The following is a 20,678-nucleotide window of genomic DNA, read 5'->3' on the forward strand; positions in this document are numbered from 1 at the left end:
GGTTATTGCAAATCGCGGCAGGCACGGTATACATCTTTCCACTCATCGCGGGTTTTGACAACGGTTTCCAGGTATTCCTGCCATACCAGTTTGTCCTGCACCGGGTCTTTCACCACTGCGCCGATGATGCCGGCGGCAAGATCGGCTGCTGTCAGCCGGCCGTCGCCGAAATAGGCGGCGAGGGTCAGGCCGCTGTTCACAACAGAAATGGCTTCTGCGGTGCTGAGGGTGCCTCCGGGTGATTTGATTTTGGTTTTGCCGTCTTCTGTAACGCCGTTGCGCAGTTCGCGGAAGATGGTCACGATGCGGCGTATTTCTTCCAGCGCCGGTTTTTCTGCCGGCAGCTCCATTACTTTCTCAAAGCTCTCCACTCTTCTTTTTACGATATCGATCTCTTCTTCCATGGTGCCGGGCACGGGCAGTATCACCGTGTTGAAACGGCGTTTCAGCGCGCTGGAGAGTTCATTAACGCCTTTGTCGCGGTTGTTGGCGGTGGCAATCACGTTAAAACCTTTGGCTGCTTGCACTTCGCTATTCAGTTCCGGAATAGGGAGTGTTTTTTCAGAAAGGATGGTGATCAGTGTGTCCTGTACGTCTGCACCGATACGGGTCAGCTCTTCAATACGGGCGATTTTGCCTTCCTGCATGGCGCGCATCACAGGTGTTTCCACCAGTGCTTGACGGGAAGGGCCTTCAGCCAGCAGGCGGGCATAGTTCCAGCCGTAACGGATGCTCTCTTCGCTGGTGCCGGCGGTGCCTTGCACGATACGGGTGGAATCGCCGCTGACAGCAGCAGCCAGATGCTCGCTCACCCAGCTTTTAGCGGTGCCGGGCAGGCCGTACAGCAACAGGGCGCGGTCTGTGGCCAGGGTGGCCACAGCGATCTCCATCAGCCTCTTACTGCCGATGTACTTAGGACTCACCTCAAATCCGTTTTTCAGTTTGCCGCCGATCAGGTAGGTGACTACGGTTTGTGGCGACAACAGCCAGTTGTGTGGCCGTTTGCCGCTGTCCTGCTTTTTCAGCTCTTCCAGTTCGGTGGCGTACAATGCCTCTGCGTGTTGGCGTAAGGTGTCAGACATGGTATATAATGATTTAGCTGTTTTTTGTGAATGATTGTTGTATAAATGTTTTGATCTGTAATAGTCCTACCAGGTGCATGGAAATAGATTTCCAGTAAGTCTGGTAATTTTCGTTCTCGGTGGAAATCCCGTCCAGCGCGGATTTCACGGAAGAGGGGATGAGCGTGATAAAATCGCCCATGGTGCGCTGTGAATAGGTGTAAGGATTTTTAGCGCAGAACCGGAATATCTTCATGGCCAGTTCTTCGCTCCATATCTGTTGCAGTTGCCCTACATAGTTCATCACCAGGCTGCTGTGGGCATCAAAGTGTTGCAGGATATAGGTGTCCTGCTGATCGGACGGTAACAATGGCAACAGCGTCATATGGAAGGTATCACTGTGCTGCACGAACGAAAGGGCGCGTTTTTCATCGGCAAACCAGCTGATAGCCTGTGCCAGCGCCGGTGCGAAGGGTTTGAGCGCTTTCTCGTGGTGGAAGAAGTCCACTACGTCTTCAAATGAAGCCTTAAAATGTTCTTCCCACATTCTTGGATGCACCAGCGCCACCAGTTGTGACAGGATGTATTCATCGTCCGAAACGCGCGCGTTGTTGCTGAGCTTATCGATGCCGGTTTTGAATATCTCTGCATCCGGTGGGATGGACGGCGTTACCGTTATTTTTCCTTTATGGTCTATGTTGATGGAACTTTCCAGCAGCTGCCAGTATTGTTCATGCAGACTGCTGCCGGGAATTTTTTTCAGCAAGGTGAGGGCTGCTTCTTTTACCTGTTTGCTTTTTTCCTGTAGCAGTGATTCCAGCCATGGTGCGTCGTTCATGCTGATGCCGGTGGAGAGGGCGCTGAGCAGTTCTGCTTTTACCGCGGCGCTTTCCTGTGGCCAGGTGGCTTGCAGCAGGGTGCGTGCTTCAGCCGGTTGAGTTCCGCGGATGCGGGAGAGTGCTTCCAGTCGCTGTGCCGTGGTGCCGTTCTCCCACATCTCTTCGGTGGAGTCTACGGCTACGGAGAAGTTCCATTCCCGGTTGAACTGGGCCAGCCATTCGCCGCGTTTGCCGCAGCAGGCTGCCGCCAGGTTACGCAGGGATTTATGGCGACTGGCGCTTTCCAATATGCGCGGCAGGTATTCGGGCGGAAGCACCTGGTTGTTGCGCATGCACAGCTCCAGCCAGAGGTGGAGCAGCGGAATATTTTCGCTGTCAAGTGTATGGTGGAGGGCCTGGATGGCGGTAGCGCTGCAATAGGGTTTTGTTTCCGGCGCGCATACCGTCATGGTGGATGGCCCGCCCGCCACGGCCATAGCGCCGCTTTGGCGGTAGTTGAAAACCAGGGACGCCAGTTGAAGGAACTGTTCTTCCCGGTCTGTTCCCGGAGCGGCTAACACCGTTCCCGCTGCTGCCTGCAAAGGGGCGGGGAGGCCGCCGGTATCCAGCTGCTTTTTGGAGGTGCCCAATAAGGCTATATTAATAATGTCGTTCCAGGACTGCATCGTCGTTTGCTTAAAAGTTGTTCATGGGCCGGGTTGTCTTAAAGTTTTTCTTTAGGCAGATCGCCGGGCCTTTAGCGGCAGGTGTTCTTTAAAGTCGGATCGCCTGCTGTTGTGCCGGGTTGTCTTAAAGTTTTTCTTTAGGTAGATGGCTGGGCCTTTTGTCCGCATCTGTACTTTATAACCGGCACGCCTATACCGGTATTTGTTACGGGTTACAGCACTTTATATTCCTGCTGGTACCAGACACCGATGGGCTCGTATTGTGTTTCGCGGCCGATGACAACCATGGGCAATGGTTGGCCGCCACTGAGAGCGAGCAGTTTCCAGAGGCTGCGGAAATCCGGCCGTAGCTGCATTTCCTGTTCCTGTTCGTCGCGCAGCCACCACTGGCCGTTGCGCTGTACCGGTGTGAGTGCCGCAATCGTATATACCTGGTCGTTATAGAGCGGCCACTGGCTGCTGACCTGTGTTTGAGCGGCCATTACGTCTGTCCAGCCGGCATGGCCGCGGAACTGATAGTCTGCCGGTGCGGCCTGCTGTGTTTTGATCAGTGCCCGCATCGGAGCGGCCGATGGGTAATAGACCAGTTCTGCCCGTACACAGCTGCCTGGTGCAGGCATCAGCTGTGTCTGCGGCTGATGGCGGATGGTAAATTGCAGCACCAGTGCCGGACGGCGCGTAGTAAGGCCGTATAGCCAATACCGTTCGGTGATGAGGCGGTCATCTTCGGTGCTTTGTTTACCGAGTACCAGCCAGGTGTCTGTTACGCCGATTTGTGTTTTAAGTTCTTCCTGTGACTGGGAGTAGCCGATAAGTGTCCGGATGTCTTGCTGGAGGGAAGGTTCCAGCTTGTCCAGATGACTATAAGCCTGCGCGGCCAGATACAGCCGCAGCAGCTGGTCCATAAAGGTCTGTTGCCAGCCTTCGCTGTAGTAGCTGATTTCAGCCATCTCCCGAAGTATGGCTGCCAGTCCGGATGCCTGTGCATCGACCATGCGCCGGGCCATGTTTTCGCACATGTCAGCGCCTTTGTCAGGCAGACCGATAATCCCGTTGCGGATGAGGTCTTTCGTCCAGCGTACCAGCTCTTCCAGGCCATCGCTCACTTTCCGGTGCCGGGCGTCCATTCTTTTGTTTTGGGCGGCTTCATCCACCGGTTTGGCTTCTGTGGTCTGTTGCGCTTTTTTCTCTGCCTTCTCTGTGCGCTTGCTGATCCATTCCGTTACCCAGGCGGGTTGTTCCTGTTGCACAAAGGAGGCTTTCTCCCTGGCATAATATAATAAGAGGCCAACGCCATGTTTACAGGGGAACTTACGGCTTGGGCAGCTACAGCGGAAAGCCATGGCGCCGGTGTCCACCTGTGTCTGATAGGGCTTACTGCCGCTGCCCTGGCATTCACCCCACAGGGCCGCCTCACTGAAGCCCGTACTGACCCACTTGGCCGGCTTGGCCAGCTCTTTCCCCGCTTTGCGGGACGATTCATCGGGTGCCATCGCCAGCACCTGTTCTTCCGTTAGGTCCAATTATTTAGTTATTTTATTATTGGTTATCTACTTATTTAATTTAACGGGTGGCATGCATCAAAATAGCCTAAAGTGGTTGTTGATGAACAATGCTACAAATTAAATAATTTCATAAAATAAAAGTCAAATATCGGTGAATACTACGCAATGTATATAGTAACCGCACATTTCCCGCTTAAAAATAGTCTTCTAAAGAAAAGGTCAACGGTGATACCAATAGTTTAGATAGTGTTTGCAATTTATTCATTATCAAATATATATGATTTGTATTTAAAGTTTAGCAGTAAGTGAAGTCTTAGCGCTAGGTTAGCAGGCATGAGCGTGCGGTAAAAATTTTCCTGTGAAAAGGAACCTGATGGCAGGAAAGCAAAAATGATGAACAGACCAGGGAGTCAAGGCTGAGAATCTAATAGCCGGGAATCTCTCCGCCCAGATGCCTGATCGTTGCATGCAGTAACTGTACACGCTTCAACAGATGGCTGATAGCCTCCAGTCCTTCCATATTAATCAGCAGATCGTAGTGTAAACGCATATATTTTTCAAGCAGGGGCAATTGGCCATAATCGAGGTAAGCCGTATTTTCCTCATGTGTCAACACAATCAGGCCGTGATCATCGAGGTCAAATAGGAAGGAAGTAGCTATATTGTAGTATTGACTACATTGTTCTACCGTTATTTTGTCATTGTTTTCCATACAGCATGATTTTATCGTTCTTCAGATAATTGCTGGAATAGTTCTTTTTCTTTCCCGGAAAGGTTGGTGGGCAGTTTGATTTGCCAGGTAATATATAAGTCGCCAAATGCTCCTTCTTGTTTGTATACGGGAAAGCCTTTTCCTTTAAGCCGTACCGTTACCTCATTCTGTGTTTCAGGGGCGATCTTCAGTTTTACTTTTCCACCAAGTGTCTCCACTACCTGCTCCCCGCCTAACATGGCCTTGTACAGGTCCAGTGGCACGTCGCAGTAGAGGTCATTTCCTTTGCGGGTAAAATTTGTATCGTTTTTGATCCCGATGGTGATATACAGGTCGCCTTTAGGCCCGCCATTCACGCCCGGCCCGCCATAATGGGCCAGTTTGATCTCCTGGCCGTTTTCGATGCCTGCCGGTAAGGTAATCCTGATGTTTTGCCCGTTTACGGTAAAGGTCTGTTTATGCGTTGAATACGCTTCCGTAAGCGTTACTTCAAGCTTCGCATGTATATCCTGTCCCCGGAACCGGCTTTGCCTTCCACCACCTCTGCCACCGAACATGGACGAAAAGAAATCGGAGAAATCATCACTATCCCCACTATAGGTATAGTGCTGCCCACCTCCAAACGGATTGCCCTCATACTGAGCGTGACTGCCATAAGCACTTTGCTGCCTTTTGGCTTCTTCAAACTGTTCTGCATGTTTCCAGTCCTTACCGTATTGGTCATATTTTTTACGGTTTTCCGGATCGCTGAGCACTTCGTTGGCTTCGTTGATTTGTTGAAAAATCCTGCCAGCCTCCGGATTATCCGGGTTCAGGTCAGGATGATGTTTTCGGGCGAGTTTCCGGTATGCCTTTTTTATCTCCTCTTCAGAAGCATCTTTGTCTACACCTAAAGTTTTGTAGTAATCAATGTATTCCATATCATCCCGTATTCATTTTTTAAGTTAATGGTGCTCTGTAAGCCGTGATCAGTCATGATGGTATTGAGCGGATATCTTTTTCTGTGTACTGCCGGCTTGCGATTAATAATTTACAGATAAAAATGAACTTAAGCAAAACAGATTGTCATCAATGGAAACAGTAACACGGTAACGGATCTCAATTGTTTTTGGTATTTTTATAGTACTTCAGAAAATACTCCCGAAAAGTATACTATGACCTACTTTCCGGAGACGAATGTGCTGGTTTCCGTTAATAATGTAGTCAGGGAAAGTAATATGCCGGCTTCAAAATGTGTAAAAATAAAAATCAGGAAACATCATCCTGATGTATAAATGCAAAGCAGTTTCTATGACAGCATCTCAAAATGTTCTTGACTATCAGGGTAATAATACAATATTTTTGGTATGGCTTTTTAAGCCGCAAGTGGAACCCAAAGAAGCGTTTATGCGCGTTTGCGCGCTGGTAGAAAATCTAAACAATTCGGGGCAGACCCGTTTTCCGGATTCCGGGGCTACCTGTGTAATGGCTATCGGACATGATGCCTGGCTGAGGCTTGGTTTGCCGAAGCCGCTTCCGAAAGAACTTGAAAATTTTCAGCCTATTGTCGGCGCCAAACACAGTGCAGTGGCCACTACCGGCGATCTTCATTTTCATATAAAAGGTAGTGGGCCGGCTATTTGCCTTGATATGACTGCGGCAATTACGGAAGTGCTTAGTACAGTTGCTGATTGCACGGAAGAGGTACACGGTTTCAGGTACTGGGACGGGCGGTCGATACTGGGTTTTGTAGATGGTACAGAAAACCCTCACGGTAAAGAGCGGGTTGAGTTTGGCTTAATCGGTGAGGAAGATGCTGCCTATGAAAATGGCAGTTACCTTTTTGTACAGAAGTATATACACAATCTAACGGCTTTTAAGTCTTTAACTGTTGAAGAGCAGGAGAGGGTGTTTGGCCGTTACAAGATGAGCGATATAGAAATGCCGGATAATATCAAGCCGGCCAATTCGCATATTGCGCTGGCCAATGTGGGGGATGATCTGAAAATTATCCGTGATAATATGCCGTTCGGCAATATGGCGACAAATGAAATGGGGACTTATTTTATTGCCTATGCGCGCACTTTTAGTACGGTAAAGAAGATGCTGGACAATATGTTTGTAGGACTGCCGCCGGGTAATTATGACCGGTTGCTGGACTTTAGCACCCCTCAGACGGGCACCTTGTTTTTTGCCCCATCAGCTACTTTTATTTCCGCTGTGGCAGCTGGGGATATATAAAAAAAGCATTTCCAGGGAGAATAATAAACTACCTGGAAATGCGTATGGATTTAAAGAAAACCAAGTTCCAGTTTGGCTTCTTCGCTCATCATTTCTTTGGACCATGGTGGATCAAAAGTAAGGTGTACATCCACCTCTGACACGCCTTCGATATTGCGTACTTTTTCATCCACTTCGCGGATGATATCACCGGCAACAGGGCATCCGGGAGCGGTGAGCGTCATATCAATGCCGATGCGGTTGTTCTCTTTGATCTTGATGGCGTATACCAGCCCCAGTTCCCAGATGTTGACAGGGATTTCCGGGTCGTATACGGTTTTCAGCTGTTCTTCTATCTTTTCCCTTAATGTTGCTTCTTCGCTCATGACTGGTTTGTTTTTGCCTGGTAGGCTACTGCATAAAGTTTCATCTGTTTGAGCATGCTCAGCAACCCGTTGGAGCGGGTGGGAGAGAGGTGGCTGCTCAGGCCGATGTCATTGATAAAGTAGATGTCCGCGGTGGCTATCTCTTTGGGAGTATGTCCGGAAAGCACATAAATCATCAGGCTTACAAGTCCTTTGGTGATCACGGCATCGCTATCGGCGGTGAACAACAGTTTTCCGTCCCTGAGCTCAGTGTGCAGCCACACGCGTGACTGACAGCCTTTGATCAGGTTTTCCGGTGTCTTGTATTCTTCTGCAATAAGCGGCAAATCCTTGCCCAGTTGGATAATATATTCATACTTATCCTCCCAGTTGCTCATTACTTCAAAGTCGGACTTTATTTCATCCTGTCTTTCATTGATCGTCATAATAATAGTCTCCTTTTACCGCAGCATGGACACAGCCCGATTGATACCGGCTACCAGCTTGTCAATGTCTTCCTTCGTATTATAGAAGGTGAGCGATGCACGAACAGTGCCGGGGATTTTAAACTCATCCATCAGCGGTTCGCAGCAGTGGTGCCCTGTTCTTACGGCTATCCCTTGCTGGTCCAGTAATTCACCGAGGTCAAACGGGTGAATGTCGTGTATCAGGAAGGAGATGGCGCCGCTTCTGCGGGCGGCATCGCCGATGAAGCGGATACCGTCTATCTGCCGCAGTTGCTCCAGTGCATAGGCCTGCAATTGTTCTTCCCATTGCTGGATTTTGTCGAGGCCTACCTGCTGCAAGTATCTGATTGCTGCCCCTAAACCGATGGCGCCTGCGATATGTGGTGTGCCGGCTTCAAATTTATAAGGCAGTTCGTTATAGGTAGTTTTGGCAAAAGTAACGGTCTTGATCATATCACCGCCACCCTGGTAGGGAGGCAGTTTGTTCAGCCATTCGGTGGTACCGTAGAGTACTCCGATGCCGGTGGGACCGTAAATTTTATGTCCGGAGAAAACGAGGAAATCCACCTGCAGGGCCTGCACGTCGATGCTCATATGCTGGATGGCCTGTGCGGCGTCCAGCAGTACGGGGATCTTACGGGCATGCGCCTGAGCAATGATTTCTTCTACCGGGTTGATGGTACCCATCGTATTGGAAACATACGTTACTGCTATCATTTTCACCGTGTCGTCGAGCAGGGCGGAGAACGCGTCCATTTTCAGTTCACCCTTTTCATTGATAGGGATCACTTTCAGGGTAGCGCCACTTTCCTCACAGGCCATCTGCCAGGGAACGATGTTGGAGTGGTGTTCCATGGCGGAGATGATCACACTGTCGCCTTCCTTCAGGAAACGGCGGCACATGGTATTGGCCACCAGGTTGATCCCGTCGGTAGTGCCTTTGGTGAAGATCACCTCATGGCTATGCGCTGCATTGATAAAGCCGGCAACAATTTCGCGGGCTTTCTCGTAGGCGTTGGTGGCTTCCTGGCTCAGATGGTGAACGCCGCGGTGCACATTGCTGTTATATTCTTCGTAATACCGGGCTTCTGTTTCTATAACCGTCAGCGGTTTCTGCGTGGTAGCTCCGTTATCGAGGTATACCAGCGGTTTGCCGTGCACCAGTTCCTGCAGGATGGGGAAGTCCCTCCTGACCTGCTTTACGTCCAGGGCTGTGGTTTCTATGTTAGCAATATGTTCCATTGGATCGGTAATTAGTTGTTCATGATGGCGGCAATCTGTTCCTGCAGGTAATGTTGCAGGGCAGGTACCTTCACTTCGTCTGTAATATCATGGGAGAAGGCATTTACCATCAGTGCTTTGGCAGCATCTTCTCCGATACCACGGGAGCGCAGGTAGAACATGGATTCTTCGCTGAACTGTCCGGCGGTGAAACCGTGGCTGCATTTTACGTCGTCCGCATAAATTTCCAGCTGCGGTTGAGAGTTGATATCTGCTTTGGCGCCCAGCAGCAGGTTGTTGTTCTGCTGGAAGGCGTTGGTTTTCTGCGCTTCCTGGTGTACAAGGATCCTGCCGGTGAAAACGCCGTCGGCGCTGTCGAGCAGTACACCTTTGTACAGTTCGTTGCTGTTGCAGTTAGGCATGATGTGGTCCATGAAAGTATGGTTGTCTACATGCTGACTGCCATTGGCAATGTACAGGCCGTTCAGGTTCGTTTCCGTATAGCTGCCATTGAGTGCCACGCTCAGGTTGTTGCGGGTGAACGGGGTACCGGGCAGGGTAAAGTTAAAATGATGGTAACGGCTGTTGGCCTGTTGCTGGGCGGCGGTAGTATGCACTTCACGGAAGTGCTGGTCGCCCTGCTGAATATTGTAATGCCACAGTTCCGCGTTGTCTTCCACTACTGTTTCCAGTACGCTGTTGGCGAAAGTCACCACGTTGGCGTCCGGATGAACGGAGCTTTCGATGATGGTAGCGGCAGCATTCCTGTTCAGCACCCACAGGTGGCGGGGCTGGATAAAGGCATGCTGTGCGGCAGTGTATACATGAACGATATGTACCGGTTTATCGATCACCGTGTTGGTTGCCAGTTCTATAAACAGACCGTCAGCGAAGAGGGCTGTATTAAGGGTGGCCAGTGATTCCTGGGCCAGGTGGTGTTGTTTGTTGAACCACTTGGTGAAACCGGGTGCTTGTGTGTGGGCGCTGAGGGCACCGATGGTAATACCTTTACCGGTGGGCAGTTCGGAATGATCTGCCTGCAGCTGGCCGTTTACCAGCACAATGCGGTAGCAGTCCAGCTCCGGGATGGCAGCCTGGGCTACCACGGAGGCAGGTACTGTAGTGGTGGCATACAACAGTTCATAAGGGAATTCCTTAAGATAACGTTGTATGTTGGAATAACGCCATGCTTCTGTTTTCAGTGTGGGAAGACCCAACACAGAGAAGCGTTCCAGAGCCTCCCGGCGGATGCCTTGCAGATCGTCCTGCGCCTGGCAGGTCGATAATGCGTTCACATCGGTGGTTAACGCCTGGTAAAAAGGCAATGTAATATCACTCGTCATAATGGTATGCTTCTTATACTGATTCTTTCAAATGTAACTCTTCCTTCAGCCAGTCGTAGCCTCTTTCTTCCAGTTCCAGGGCCAGTTCCTTGGTACCGGTTTTGATGATACGGCCGTTGTACAGTACGTGTACAAAGTCAGGCACGATGTACTCCAGCAAACGCTGGTAGTGGGTGATGACTACGAAAGATTTTTCTGCGTCGCGGAGTTTGTTCACGCCGTTGGAAACGATACGCAGCGCGTCGATATCCAGACCGGAGTCTGTTTCGTCCAGGATGGCCAGTTGAGGGTCCAGCATGGCCAGTTGGAATATTTCGTTGCGTTTCTTTTCACCGCCGCTGAAACCTTCATTCAGGGAGCGGTTCATCAGGTTGGCGTTAAAGTCTACCAGCTGTTGTTTCTCTTTGGTCAGTTTCAGGAAGTCACGGCCTTCAATGGCAGGCAGGCCTTTATAGGTCCTGATTTCATTGAGGGCTGTTTTCAGAAAGTTCAGGTTGGATACGCCCGGAATTTCAACAGGATATTGAAAAGCCAGGAATACGCCTTCACGGGCACGGTCTTCGGGAGACAGGTCCAGCAGGTTTTTACCATTGAACCATACTTCCCCTTCGGTAACGGTATAGTTTTCACGGCCTGCGAGCACGGAGGCCAGGGAACTTTTGCCGGAACCGTTAGGGCCCATGATGGCATGTGTTTCGCCTTTACCTATTTCGAGGTTAATGCCTTTCAGAATTTGTTTCCCTTCTACTTCTGCGTGCAGATTTTTAATCGTCAGCATGATTGTTTTATTTCGTTCTGTATGTAGTTAATTGGATAAGCGAATTATCCAACGCTTCCTTCAAGTGTGATAGATAATAATTTCTGTGCTTCCACGGCAAATTCCATGGGGAGCTGGTTCAGTACTTCCTTTACGTAGCCGTTTACGATCAGGGCTACGGCTTTTTCCGTATCGATGCCACGGGCGTTCAGATAGAAGATCTGATCTTCCCCGATTTTGGAGGTAGTGGCTTCGTGTTCGATCATCGCGGTTTTATTGCGTGATTCGATATATGGGAAAGTGTGGGAGCCGCACTCATTGCCAATCAGCAGGGAGTCGCACTGGGTAAAGTTACGGGCGTTATCGGCACGGGGGCCAACGGCCACCAGTCCGCGGTAGCTGTTATCGCCTCTGCCGGCAGAGATACCTTTGGAGATGATACGGCTTTTGGTGCCTTTACCGATGTGGTGGATTTTGGTACCGGTGTCTGCAATCTGTTTGTTGCGCACTACTGCTACGGAGTAGAATTCACCTTCGGAGTAATCGCCCTGCAGGATCACGCTGGGGTATTTCCAGGTGATAGCGGAACCGGTTTCCACTTGTGTCCAGGAGATTTTGCTGGCGTTGCCTTTGCAGATGCCTCTTTTGGTCACGAAGTTGTATATACCGCCTTTACCGTCTTTATCGCCGGGGTACCAGTTTTGTACGGTAGAGTATTTGATTTCCGCGTGGTCCAGGGCTACGAGTTCCACTACTGCGGCGTGCAGCTGGTTTTCGTCGCGCATGGGGGCGGTACAGCCTTCGAGGTAGCTCACATAGCTGCCTTCATCGGCGATGATGAGGGTACGTTCAAACTGGCCGGTGTTCTGGGCATTGATACGGAAGTAAGTGCTCAGTTCCATCGGGCAGCGTACGCCTTTAGGTATATAGGTGAAAGAGCCGTCAGAAAACACAGCGGAGTTCAGCGCGGCAAAAATGTTGTCAGAGTGGGGTACTACCGTGCCCAGGTATTTTTTTACCAGGTCAGGGTATTCCTGTACCGCTTCACCAAAAGAGCAGAAGATAACGCCCATCTCTTTCAGTTTGCCTTTAAAGGTAGTGGCTACGGACACGCTGTCAAATACGGCGTCTACGGCCACACCGGCGAGGGCCTTCTGTTCGTTGAGCGGAATGCCCAGCTTTTCGAAGGTGGCCAGCAATTCCGGATCTACTTCATCGAGGCTGTTGAGTTGTACTTTCTTTTTAGGAGCGGCATAATAGGAGAGCGCTTGCAGGTCCAGCTCCGGCATTTTGAAGTGTTGCCAGGAGGGGAACTGCATTTTCTTAAAGGCGGCAAAACCTTTCAGACGCCATTCCAGCAGCCATTCCGGTTCATTCTTTTTAGCGGAAATAAAGCGGATGATATCTTCATTCAGCCCCGGAGGAGCGATATCCATTTCAATATCGGTGGTAAAGCCAAACTCGTACTCCTTATTGGCTATATCATCTATTATTTCGTTACTGTTTATCATACGATTTTGATATTTATACTGCGAAGCTTTCGCCGCAGCTGCATGTTCTCGTTGCATTCGGGTTGTTGAAGAAAAGGCCTTTACCATTGAGGCCGTCGGAGTAGTCCAGCTCAGTACCATACAGGTAGAGCAGGCTCTTCATCTGTACGACTACCTTTACGCCTTTGTCTTCAAATACCTGGTCTCCTTCCTGTTCTTCGTTTTCAAACTTCATCACATATTCGAGGCCGGAGCAACCGCCGCCTTTCACCCCTACTCTTACAAAAGTGCCAGGAGCGTGATGTTCGGTCTCCATCAGTGTCTTAATATATACTCCAGCTTTTTCTGAAACGGTTATCATAATTCAGAATTTTTTAATTGGTAAAACTGAATGGGTGGCTCAGATTGCTGACCCTGCTGCCACGTGTGACTGGGCGGCAGAGAGCAGGGATACCATCATATCCAGCTTGGTTTTATAAAATGCAGTAAACCCGCTGGTTTGCGGGTCATAAAGATTATTTTTCAGGATAGGCAAAGAATAGGGCAGTACCCAGGCCCTCAATGCTTTGGCTACGGCATCCATGGCGTTTATTCCCTGCATGGCTTGTGTGCCGTCAGCCCAGGAGAGCAAAGCTACAACCTTTCCGGTTAAATATGGCCGTTGGTGCTTGCTCGTCAGCTCCAGCCAGTCCAGGCAGTTCTTCATGGCCCCTGTCATGCTGCCATGATATAAAGGCGTCATCCATATCTGAAGGTCCGCCTTACAGAACGACTCACACATGGCTGCTACACTCTCCGGCTTTTTGGCCGCTTCCGACATGGAAAAAAACGGGATCTGTTTTTCGGCCAGGCTGAAAATCTCGGTCGGTAACCCCTTTTCTGTTAAGGCTTCTGACAGGTATGCTGCCAGCCTGTTGGAGGTGGCTTCAGGGCGGGTGTCAGTAGCGCCGTTAAATATGAGTACGTTCATTAATACCTAAGATTTAGAGATTTAAAAGATTATGAGATTTAATGGTGACGAAAATGGTCTCAAAATCATCTAAATCCCAAATTTCTTTTTTTTAGCTCCCACAAAATTACGACATTTACAATAAAACAAGTAATAACTTGGAAAAATATCCAACACGAACCAAAAATGCTGCTGACAGGTTTTTGATGCTGATCAAGACCAAGGGCCCCCTGTCTGCTGCCGAACTGGCTGGTGAATTGGGTATCACCACGGAAGGCGCCCGCCTGCAGCTGGTAAAGCTGGCTGAAGAGGGCTTGTTGCAGTTTGAAAGTATATCCAAAGGCGTCGGCCGCCCCATGCAAATATGGAGCCTGACCCCGCTTGGCAATGCCCGCTTCCCGGACAGTCATACCGAACTGACGGTAGACATCATCCAGACCATTAAAACGGTGCTGGGTCCCGAAGCATTGGCCAATGTCATCCTGGCACGCGAAAAGAATCAACAGGAGAAATATAATACCGCCCTGGAGGGTGTTAACGGCATCGAAAACAGGTTGACTGCCTTTGCGGCCATCCGCACCGGCGAAGGATACCTGGCAGAATGGAGAAAAGAAGGAGATGTATTCCTCTTCATAGAAAACCACTGCCCGATCTGTTGCGCCGCCGCTACCTGCGACAATATCTGTACTTCAGAGATGAATACCTTTATCAGTGTTATTGGTGAAGAAGTACAAGTGACACGCCTGGACCATATCATCAATGGCGCCCGCCGCTGTGTCTATAAAATCAGACAAAACACTGTTCCTGCCATTTAATCAACCCGGCATTGAATGATTTGATATGTATTAGATAGCTGACTGAACAACCAGCTATTTAATGATCAATACCAGTGTGCCTGAAATTATCAGTAGGGCACCAATCGCCGTTTTCCACGTAAGCGCTTCATGCAGGAAAATAGCCGACAAAACAATAGTCAACGCCACGCTTAACTTGTCCACCGGCGCTACCTGCGACACCTTGCCTATCTGCAAAGCCTTAAAATAAAAGATCCACGAAAAACCAGTCGCCAGACCAGACAACACCAGAAACACCAGCGTATGCCTTGTCAACGTCACTCCTTTATATTCTCCTCTCGCCAGCACAATACCCCACGCAACCAGTAAAATGATAATGGTACGGATACCCGTAGCCAGATTGGAAGGCACGTCCGCCACGCCTATCTTGGCAAAAATTGCTGTCAGCGCCGCAAATGCAGCCGATAATAAAGCATATATCCACCACATAAAAACTACGAATTACGAATTAATGATGTCTACACTTTAAGGCCTAATATCTTCAACGTCCGGGCCTGCCCGTCCAGTATCGCTACATCGGGCAGATGGGCCCACTCCGCAAATCCTTTGGCATGAAACAATTTAAGGCTGGGAATGTTGTGCGCGAAAATAAAGCCTAACAGGGTATGTATCCCGTACTGCGGCGCCACATCGATGGCATGCTGCAGCACCACTTTGCCATAACCCCTGCCACGGACGCTTTCTGCCAGGTAAATGCTCACCTCCACCGTGCCATCATAGGCCGGCCTGCCATAAAAAGAGGAAAAACTGATCCAGCCTACCAGCTCCGCACCGTCATACACCATCCACAAAGGACGGCGCTCCGGATTGTGCGCCTGGAACCAGGCCAGCCGGCTTTCTACGGTCACCGGCGAAGTGTCTGCCGTCACCATCCTGCCCGCCACGGTGCTGTTGTAAATGCTGACAATCTGTGGTAAATCCTCCGGGACTGCATCCCGGTACTGCAAATGCATCATATGTCTGATAAAGAAAATTATTGCCAGATAGTCTCCCGGTCATATTCCCGGCGAAGTAAACTGTAGAGGTCCGCATCCACAAACTTCCCTTTTTCAAAGAAAGCATCCCGCAACATCCCTTCATGGCGGAACCCCAGCCGCCCCAGCAAACGCGAAGACGCTTCATTCAGCGGGTCTACGAAAGCCTCCACGCGGTTCAACTGCAACTCGTCATACACAAACTTCAGGGCCACGGGAATAACGGAAGTCATAATGCCCTTGCCCCAATAAGCGGGCAACAGGTCGTAACCCAGTTCTATCTTATAATGGGTTTTATTCCAGTGATGGAAACCACAGGTGCCCACCAGTTCATCTTTATCTTTAAAAGTAATCGCCCAGCGCATCCCTTCCTGTTTTTCCCAACGTTCACGGAAATACGTAATGATCTGGGTTGCCTCGGTAATATTGGAGAAAGCGTCAATGTCCATGTACCGTGTCACTTCTTCTTTGGAAAAGAGGGAGAACAAAGCAGCGGTATCTTTTTCTGTAATAGGACGGAGCACCAGTTGTTCTGTGCTGAGTATGGGTAGTTGCATGAAACGGTGCCTGTTTAGGTTGTCTGCAAAACTAATCCAATTTTAAAATTTTAAAATTTTAAAATTTCCCCATTTTCTATGTTTTAATCTCCCTTTAATGCCCGCCAACGTAAACATTCCTACTTTTGCATAGATCATAGTAGAATAATACCTCAAGTATGAAAATATTGGTTATAGAAGATGAGTCCAAAGTAGGTGCCTTTATTAAAAGAGGACTGGAAGAACATCACCATCAGGTGGACGTATATACTGACGGACTGCTGGGGCAACAGGCAGCACTGGAGCAGGACTATGATCTGATCATACTCGACATCATGCTGCCGGGGATCAACGGTCTGACCATCTGCAAAAACCTGCGTACCCGCGACATCACAGCGCCGGTGCTGATGCTCACGGCACTGAGCGCTACCCACGATATCGTGGACGGCCTCAATGCAGGCGCAGATGATTATCTCGCCAAACCTTTTCATTTCTCCGAACTGGTGGCCCGTGTCAATGCCCTGTCACGCCGTAAGAACAACTTCAAACAGGAAAAGGAAATACTCACCCTTGCGGACCTACGCCTGGACACCACCTCTAAAACCGCCAGCAGGGAAGGACAGGAGATCACCCTCACGGCCAAAGAGTACGCCTTGCTGGAGCTGCTGCTCAAAAACACCGGCAAAGTGTTGTCCCGCGCCCTTATCTCCGAAGCGGTATGGGGACTGGAGTTCGATACCGGCACCAACACCATCGATGTATACGTGAACTATCTCCGCAACAAAATCGAAAAAGGCTTCAGCGGCGAAAAGCTGATCCATACGGTAGTTGGGATGGGATACGTTATGAAAGTTAAAAGTACCTGGCAGCAACAATTATGAAGATAAGGCACCGTTTATCATTACAGTTTACCCTCATCACCGGTATTATTCTTGCCGGGGTGTTTGTATTGATATACCTGTTGTCTGCCCAATACATCCGCAACAGCTTCTATAAACTGCTGCAGGTAAGGGCGCTGGTCACCGCCCAGGTGTACCTCGAAAAAGATGAACTGACCAAAAAGAAATTTCTGGAGATCGAAAAGAGCTACCAGCAGAGCATCCCTGACGAGTCCAGCAATATTTATAATCAGGACAACCAACCTGTTTTCCTGGAAAAAGTAAAGTATAACTGGCCGCCATCATTGCTGAACACCATCCGTAAAAACAGTACCTACCGCTTTACGTTTGGAGAAAAGTATGGCATGGGCATGTTTTACCCTGACAACCAAGGCGACTTTGTGGTGATCGTGACGGCCCGCAATAAAGCCGGAGAACAACAGCTGCAATACCTCGCATTGATATTGGTCATCATACTTTGTATATCCCTGATCGTTACCTTCCTGCTGGGCCAATGGTTTGCCAGCAAAGCGTTACAGCCTATCCAGAGCATCAATAAACAGGTGAAGAAAATACGGTCCAACAATCTGCACACGCGGGTAGAACAGGGGCGCAACAAAGATGAGATTGCCGAACTGGCCGGAAATTTTAATGAGCTGTTGCAACACCTGGAGCAGGCTTTTGAAATGCAGCGCTCCTTTGTGTCCAACGCTTCTCATGAATTAAGGACGCCGCTGACCACCATCATCGGTGAGATAGAGGTCACCCTGCACCGCGAACGCAGCCAGGCCGAATATATCACTACGCTGGATACCGTGCTGGACGAATCGGAAAAGCTGAAAGTGATCACTGACGGACTCTTACAGCTCACCCGTGTAGAGGTGATCCTGACGCCTGCCAATACCGAAGCCGTGCGGCTCGACGAGCTGCTGTGGGAGATACAGGAACACTGGCAGTATAAAACACCACCCTGCCAGGTAGACGTGGTGCTGAGCGATCTCCCCGAAGAAGCCTCCCGGCTGGCCATCCGCGGCAACCGGCCCCTGTTGATGCTGGCCTTACAGAACATCGTCCGCAACGCTTTCAAGTTTTCACATCATCAGCCTATAGCCCTCCGTCTTACCTACAGCTCCAATTGCCTCGTTATCGCTGTCAGCGATAAGGGCATCGGTATCGCGCCGGGAGAACTGGATAAAATATTCCTGCCACTTTACCGGGCAGACAACGCTTATACGTTTGCCGGCTACGGCATCGGGCTGGCCATGGCCCAGCGTATCTTTCACCTCCATCAGGCTTCCGTTACGGTGAGCAGTGTCCTGGAACAGGGTACCACCTTTAACATTTTTTTCCCAACAGACATTAAAATCTAATTTTGTTTTAACTTCATTCTAATTAGTGCTTAATAGCCTATCGCCATCTTTGCAACGAAAAATCAGTTGTATGACGATTAGACTAGCATTACAAACCTTTCCTGTACTGTTGGGCATCCTATGGAGCTGTTGCGTACGTGCGCAACCGTTGGATACCCTGAAACTCACACTACCGGAGGCAGAACAGCAGCTTCTTCAGAAGAATATCCCGCTGCTGGCACAGAAATTCAATATCGACGCCGCCAAGGCGGAAGTGATCACCGCCCGGTTGTGGGACAATCCCCAGGTGACTTTCGAAAATGTATTGTACAGCCATACTGCCAAAAAGTGGTTTGATTTCTCCTATGATGGTGAAAACTCCCTCCAGGTACAACAGTTGTTCAAGATGGCCGGTAAGCGCAACAAAGCCGTGAAACTGGCCCAAAGCGGTGTAAAGATGACTGAATACCAGTTCTTCGATCTGCTGCGCACTCTCCGTTTCTCCCTGCACGACAACTTCTTCGATCTCTATTACAAACAACAATCGCTGCAAACATTTGGCCGCCAGATTACTTTTCTGCAACAGATCGTCAAAGTGTTTGAGCAGCAGAAAGTCATGGGGAATATCGCTCCCAAAGAGATCATCCGTATTAAATCACTGCTGTACGACCTGCAACACGATGCGCTGGAACTAGAAAAAGACATTCAACAAACACAGTCCGATCTGGCATTGCTGATTCGTGTGCCCGCTACCGTTAGCATACAGCCGCAACTGCCGGACTCGATGGCCACCATGCCCGCAGCAGCATTGTCTTTCCAGACATTACTGGATACCGCTAGGGCCAACCGGTACGATCTTAAAATTGCCCAGGAAAACGTACAGTATAATAATCTGAACCTGCGATTGCAACGTTCCCTCGCCGTACCCGATGTGCAGTTGGGCCTTTCCTATGACAAGCAGGGCAACTTCGAAAGAAACTACAACGGCCTTAATATCTCCATGCCGCTGCCTTTCTTTAACCGCAACCAGGGGAACATCAAAATAGCGAAAGCCGGACTGGAGAACAGCAAACTACAGCTCAACGGTACACAGGACCAGCTGGAGCATGATGTCATGAACAGCCTGCAGCAGGCGCTGAAGACGGAGAAGCTGCTGCAGGAATTTGATCCCGGATTTGAGCAGGAATATACGACCATGATGCGCGAAGTGGAAAAAAATTACGGGCTGCATAATATAGGACTGCTGGAATTTATTGACCTGTATGATGCTTACCGCAACAACGTGCTCAAAATGAACGAGCTTAAATACGACCGACTCAACGCACTGGAGCAAATCAACTTCGCTACCGGCGCTTCCATTTTCCATCTTTGATCAAACACGCCAGAATCATGCAAAACATTAAAAAGCTTTATATACCTGCAGCTGTTTTTATTATATCCATCCAGGGCATCATCCTCACCGGCTGCGGCAGCAAAACGGTTCCTGACAAAGCCGCCCAATGGGCGCTCAGCGACTCGCTGCTTCGTACGCTGGTGGTGGATACTGCCGTTACCGCGTCTGTGGACAATGAAATTATGCTGACCGGAAAAATCAGCGAAAACGAAGACAAAACGGCCCGTATCTTCCCGATGGTGAGTGGTATCGTGACCGAAGTGAAAGTGCATTCCGGCGATTTCGTCAAAAAAGGACAGGTGCTCGCTGTGATCAAAAGCCCTGAAATGGCGGGCTTCACGGCAGATCAACGTATAACCGCCAGCGATATGGCCACTGCCAAACGTAATATGGAGGTAGCGGAATCTTTCTACAAAAGCGGGTTGAACTCCCGGAAGGATTATGAAGAGGCTAAAAGCAATTACGATAAAGCGGTAGCAGCCTACAATAAGTCCAGCGCCGTACTGGAAATAAACGGCGGCGCGCATCAAACCAGCTACATGGTAAAAGCGCCGGTACCGGGATTTGTGATCAATAAAAGAGCTGCTGAAAGCATGCAATGGCGGCCCGATAATTCAGACCCCATCTTTGTAGTGGCCGATCTCAATAACGTATGGGCCATGATCAATGTGTTTGAATCTGATATATCCGGTATCCGTGAAGGAGACCAGGTACAGATGTCCACCTTGTCTTATCCCGACAAAACATTTACCGGTAAGATAGATAAGATTTATAATGTGCTGGACCCCGAGACGAAAGTGATGAAAGCCAGAGTAGTAGTGGACAACCCGGGCTTTTTCCTGAAGCCGGAAATGTTTGTGCGCGCCAAAGCCAAACGCCACGTAGATTCCAACCTGGTCAGCATCCCGTCACGCGGTATCATCTTCGACCATGATAAATACTATGTGCTGGTGCTGACAAATGCCAAACCGGGCGTGGCTATCCGGGAAATACACGTTGCCAAAACGGTGGAAGGCCGTACCTACATCGCCTCCGGGTTGAAAGAAGGGGAGCATATTATCGCTTCCCGTCAGGTATTCATTTATGACACACTGAGCGATCAGCAGTAAACCCTAAAGGCC

General features: G+C 49.7%; 22 protein-coding genes. 6 read left to right on the forward strand and 16 right to left on the reverse strand.

What is annotated here, in order from left to right; genetic code table 11:
* Nucleotides 1-2: 2 nt before the first annotated feature.
* The 5 genes from HHL17_RS15460 to HHL17_RS15480 all read right to left on the reverse strand — a co-directional run bounded on the left by HHL17_RS15460 (nucleotide 3) and on the right by HHL17_RS15480 (nucleotide 5,702).
* Nucleotides 3-1,082 carry an ATP-binding protein gene (locus HHL17_RS15460; RefSeq protein WP_169225588.1) on the reverse strand — a complete coding sequence of 360 codons (1,080 nt, stop codon included), beginning with the start codon at nucleotides 1,080-1,082 and terminating at the stop codon, nucleotides 3-5.
* A 13-nt stretch (nucleotides 1,083-1,095) separates the two neighbouring features.
* A complete protein-coding gene (locus HHL17_RS15465; RefSeq protein WP_169225589.1) occupies nucleotides 1,096-2,565 on the reverse strand; it encodes a DUF5691 domain-containing protein in 1,470 nt (489 codons plus the stop codon).
* A gap of 212 nt (nucleotides 2,566-2,777) precedes the next feature.
* Nucleotides 2,778-4,088, reverse strand: coding sequence for an SWIM zinc finger family protein (locus HHL17_RS15470; RefSeq protein WP_169225590.1), 1,311 nt, complete (start codon nucleotides 4,086-4,088; stop codon nucleotides 2,778-2,780).
* 406 nt (nucleotides 4,089-4,494) lie between these two features.
* Entirely contained in the window at nucleotides 4,495-4,782 is a 288-nt protein-coding gene (locus HHL17_RS15475; RefSeq protein WP_169225591.1) for a chaperone modulator CbpM, read from the reverse strand.
* Between the two features lie 11 nt (nucleotides 4,783-4,793).
* Nucleotides 4,794-5,702, reverse strand: coding sequence for a DnaJ C-terminal domain-containing protein (locus HHL17_RS15480; protein WP_169225592.1), 909 nt, complete (start codon nucleotides 5,700-5,702; stop codon nucleotides 4,794-4,796).
* Between the two features lie 370 nt (nucleotides 5,703-6,072).
* Here HHL17_RS15480 and HHL17_RS15485 point away from each other — a divergent pair, with 370 nt between their 5' ends.
* Nucleotides 6,073-7,002 (forward strand): Dyp-type peroxidase, encoded by a 930-nt coding sequence (locus HHL17_RS15485; protein ID WP_169225593.1) that lies wholly within the window; start codon nucleotides 6,073-6,075, stop codon nucleotides 7,000-7,002.
* Between the two features lie 50 nt (nucleotides 7,003-7,052).
* On the opposite strand, the gene HHL17_RS15490 is transcribed toward HHL17_RS15485, so the two are convergent.
* The 8 genes from HHL17_RS15490 to HHL17_RS15525 are packed head-to-tail and all read right to left on the reverse strand — an operon-like array spanning nucleotide 7,053 to nucleotide 13,594.
* Entirely contained in the window at nucleotides 7,053-7,367 is a 315-nt protein-coding gene (locus HHL17_RS15490) for a DUF59 domain-containing protein (protein ID WP_169225594.1), read from the reverse strand.
* Complete coding sequence (locus HHL17_RS15495; protein WP_169225595.1) at nucleotides 7,364-7,792, reverse strand: SufE family protein; 429 nt, start codon at nucleotides 7,790-7,792, stop codon at nucleotides 7,364-7,366. The genes HHL17_RS15490 and HHL17_RS15495 overlap by 4 nt, the downstream gene beginning before the upstream one ends.
* A gap of 15 nt (nucleotides 7,793-7,807) precedes the next feature.
* Nucleotides 7,808-9,055: an aminotransferase class V-fold PLP-dependent enzyme gene (locus HHL17_RS15500; protein WP_317166560.1), complete on the reverse strand. Its 1,248-nt coding sequence runs from the start codon at nucleotides 9,053-9,055 to the stop codon at nucleotides 7,808-7,810.
* An 11-nt stretch (nucleotides 9,056-9,066) separates the two neighbouring features.
* Nucleotides 9,067-10,377, reverse strand: coding sequence for a Fe-S cluster assembly protein SufD (gene sufD / locus HHL17_RS15505; protein ID WP_169225596.1), 1,311 nt, complete (start codon nucleotides 10,375-10,377; stop codon nucleotides 9,067-9,069).
* A 13-nt stretch (nucleotides 10,378-10,390) separates the two neighbouring features.
* The gene (gene sufC / locus HHL17_RS15510) at nucleotides 10,391-11,155 is read right to left on the reverse strand and encodes a Fe-S cluster assembly ATPase SufC (RefSeq protein ID WP_169225597.1); all 765 of its coding nucleotides are present in this window, start codon (nucleotides 11,153-11,155) and stop codon (nucleotides 10,391-10,393) included.
* Between the two features lie 44 nt (nucleotides 11,156-11,199).
* Complete coding sequence (gene sufB / locus HHL17_RS15515; protein WP_169225598.1) at nucleotides 11,200-12,645, reverse strand: Fe-S cluster assembly protein SufB; 1,446 nt, start codon at nucleotides 12,643-12,645, stop codon at nucleotides 11,200-11,202.
* 13 nt (nucleotides 12,646-12,658) lie between these two features.
* Entirely contained in the window at nucleotides 12,659-12,985 is a 327-nt protein-coding gene (locus HHL17_RS15520; protein ID WP_169225599.1) for a HesB/IscA family protein, read from the reverse strand.
* Between the two features lie 39 nt (nucleotides 12,986-13,024).
* Complete coding sequence (locus tag HHL17_RS15525; protein ID WP_169225600.1) at nucleotides 13,025-13,594, reverse strand: NADPH-dependent FMN reductase; 570 nt, start codon at nucleotides 13,592-13,594, stop codon at nucleotides 13,025-13,027.
* A 137-nt stretch (nucleotides 13,595-13,731) separates the two neighbouring features.
* Between HHL17_RS15525 and HHL17_RS15530 the strand changes: the two genes are divergently transcribed.
* A complete protein-coding gene (locus HHL17_RS15530; RefSeq protein WP_240975343.1) occupies nucleotides 13,732-14,388 on the forward strand; it encodes a helix-turn-helix transcriptional regulator in 657 nt (218 codons plus the stop codon).
* A gap of 54 nt (nucleotides 14,389-14,442) precedes the next feature.
* On the opposite strand, the gene HHL17_RS15535 is transcribed toward HHL17_RS15530, so the two are convergent.
* From HHL17_RS15535 to HHL17_RS15545, 3 genes are read right to left on the reverse strand one after another with little or no spacing between them, the layout of a single operon-like run.
* The gene (locus tag HHL17_RS15535) at nucleotides 14,443-14,856 is read right to left on the reverse strand and encodes an EamA family transporter (RefSeq protein WP_169225601.1); all 414 of its coding nucleotides are present in this window, start codon (nucleotides 14,854-14,856) and stop codon (nucleotides 14,443-14,445) included.
* Between the two features lie 29 nt (nucleotides 14,857-14,885).
* Nucleotides 14,886-15,383 (reverse strand): GNAT family N-acetyltransferase, encoded by a 498-nt coding sequence (locus tag HHL17_RS15540; RefSeq protein ID WP_240975357.1) that lies wholly within the window; start codon nucleotides 15,381-15,383, stop codon nucleotides 14,886-14,888.
* A 17-nt stretch (nucleotides 15,384-15,400) separates the two neighbouring features.
* Entirely contained in the window at nucleotides 15,401-15,958 is a 558-nt protein-coding gene (locus HHL17_RS15545; protein ID WP_169225602.1) for a GNAT family N-acetyltransferase, read from the reverse strand.
* Nucleotides 15,959-16,116: 158 nt separating this feature from the next.
* On the opposite strand from HHL17_RS15545, the gene HHL17_RS15550 reads away from it, so the two are divergent.
* The 4 genes from HHL17_RS15550 (at nucleotide 16,117) to HHL17_RS15565 (ending at nucleotide 20,666) form a co-directional block, all read left to right on the forward strand.
* Nucleotides 16,117-16,818, forward strand: a complete 702-nt coding sequence (locus HHL17_RS15550) for a response regulator transcription factor (RefSeq protein ID WP_168874562.1) — start codon at nucleotides 16,117-16,119, stop codon at nucleotides 16,816-16,818.
* Nucleotides 16,815-18,185, forward strand: coding sequence for a sensor histidine kinase (locus HHL17_RS15555; RefSeq protein ID WP_169225603.1), 1,371 nt, complete (start codon nucleotides 16,815-16,817; stop codon nucleotides 18,183-18,185). The genes HHL17_RS15550 and HHL17_RS15555 overlap by 4 nt, the downstream gene beginning before the upstream one ends.
* A 70-nt stretch (nucleotides 18,186-18,255) precedes the next feature.
* The gene (locus HHL17_RS15560) at nucleotides 18,256-19,536 is read left to right on the forward strand and encodes a TolC family protein (protein ID WP_169225604.1); all 1,281 of its coding nucleotides are present in this window, start codon (nucleotides 18,256-18,258) and stop codon (nucleotides 19,534-19,536) included.
* Nucleotides 19,537-19,553: 17 nt separating this feature from the next.
* Complete coding sequence (locus HHL17_RS15565; RefSeq protein ID WP_169225605.1) at nucleotides 19,554-20,666, forward strand: efflux RND transporter periplasmic adaptor subunit; 1,113 nt, start codon at nucleotides 19,554-19,556, stop codon at nucleotides 20,664-20,666.
* The last annotated feature ends 12 nt before the right edge of the window (nucleotides 20,667-20,678 follow it).

This window comes from Chitinophaga fulva (assembly GCF_012927205.1).
GTDB classification, from domain to species: Bacteria; Bacteroidota; Bacteroidia; order Chitinophagales; family Chitinophagaceae; genus Chitinophaga; species Chitinophaga fulva.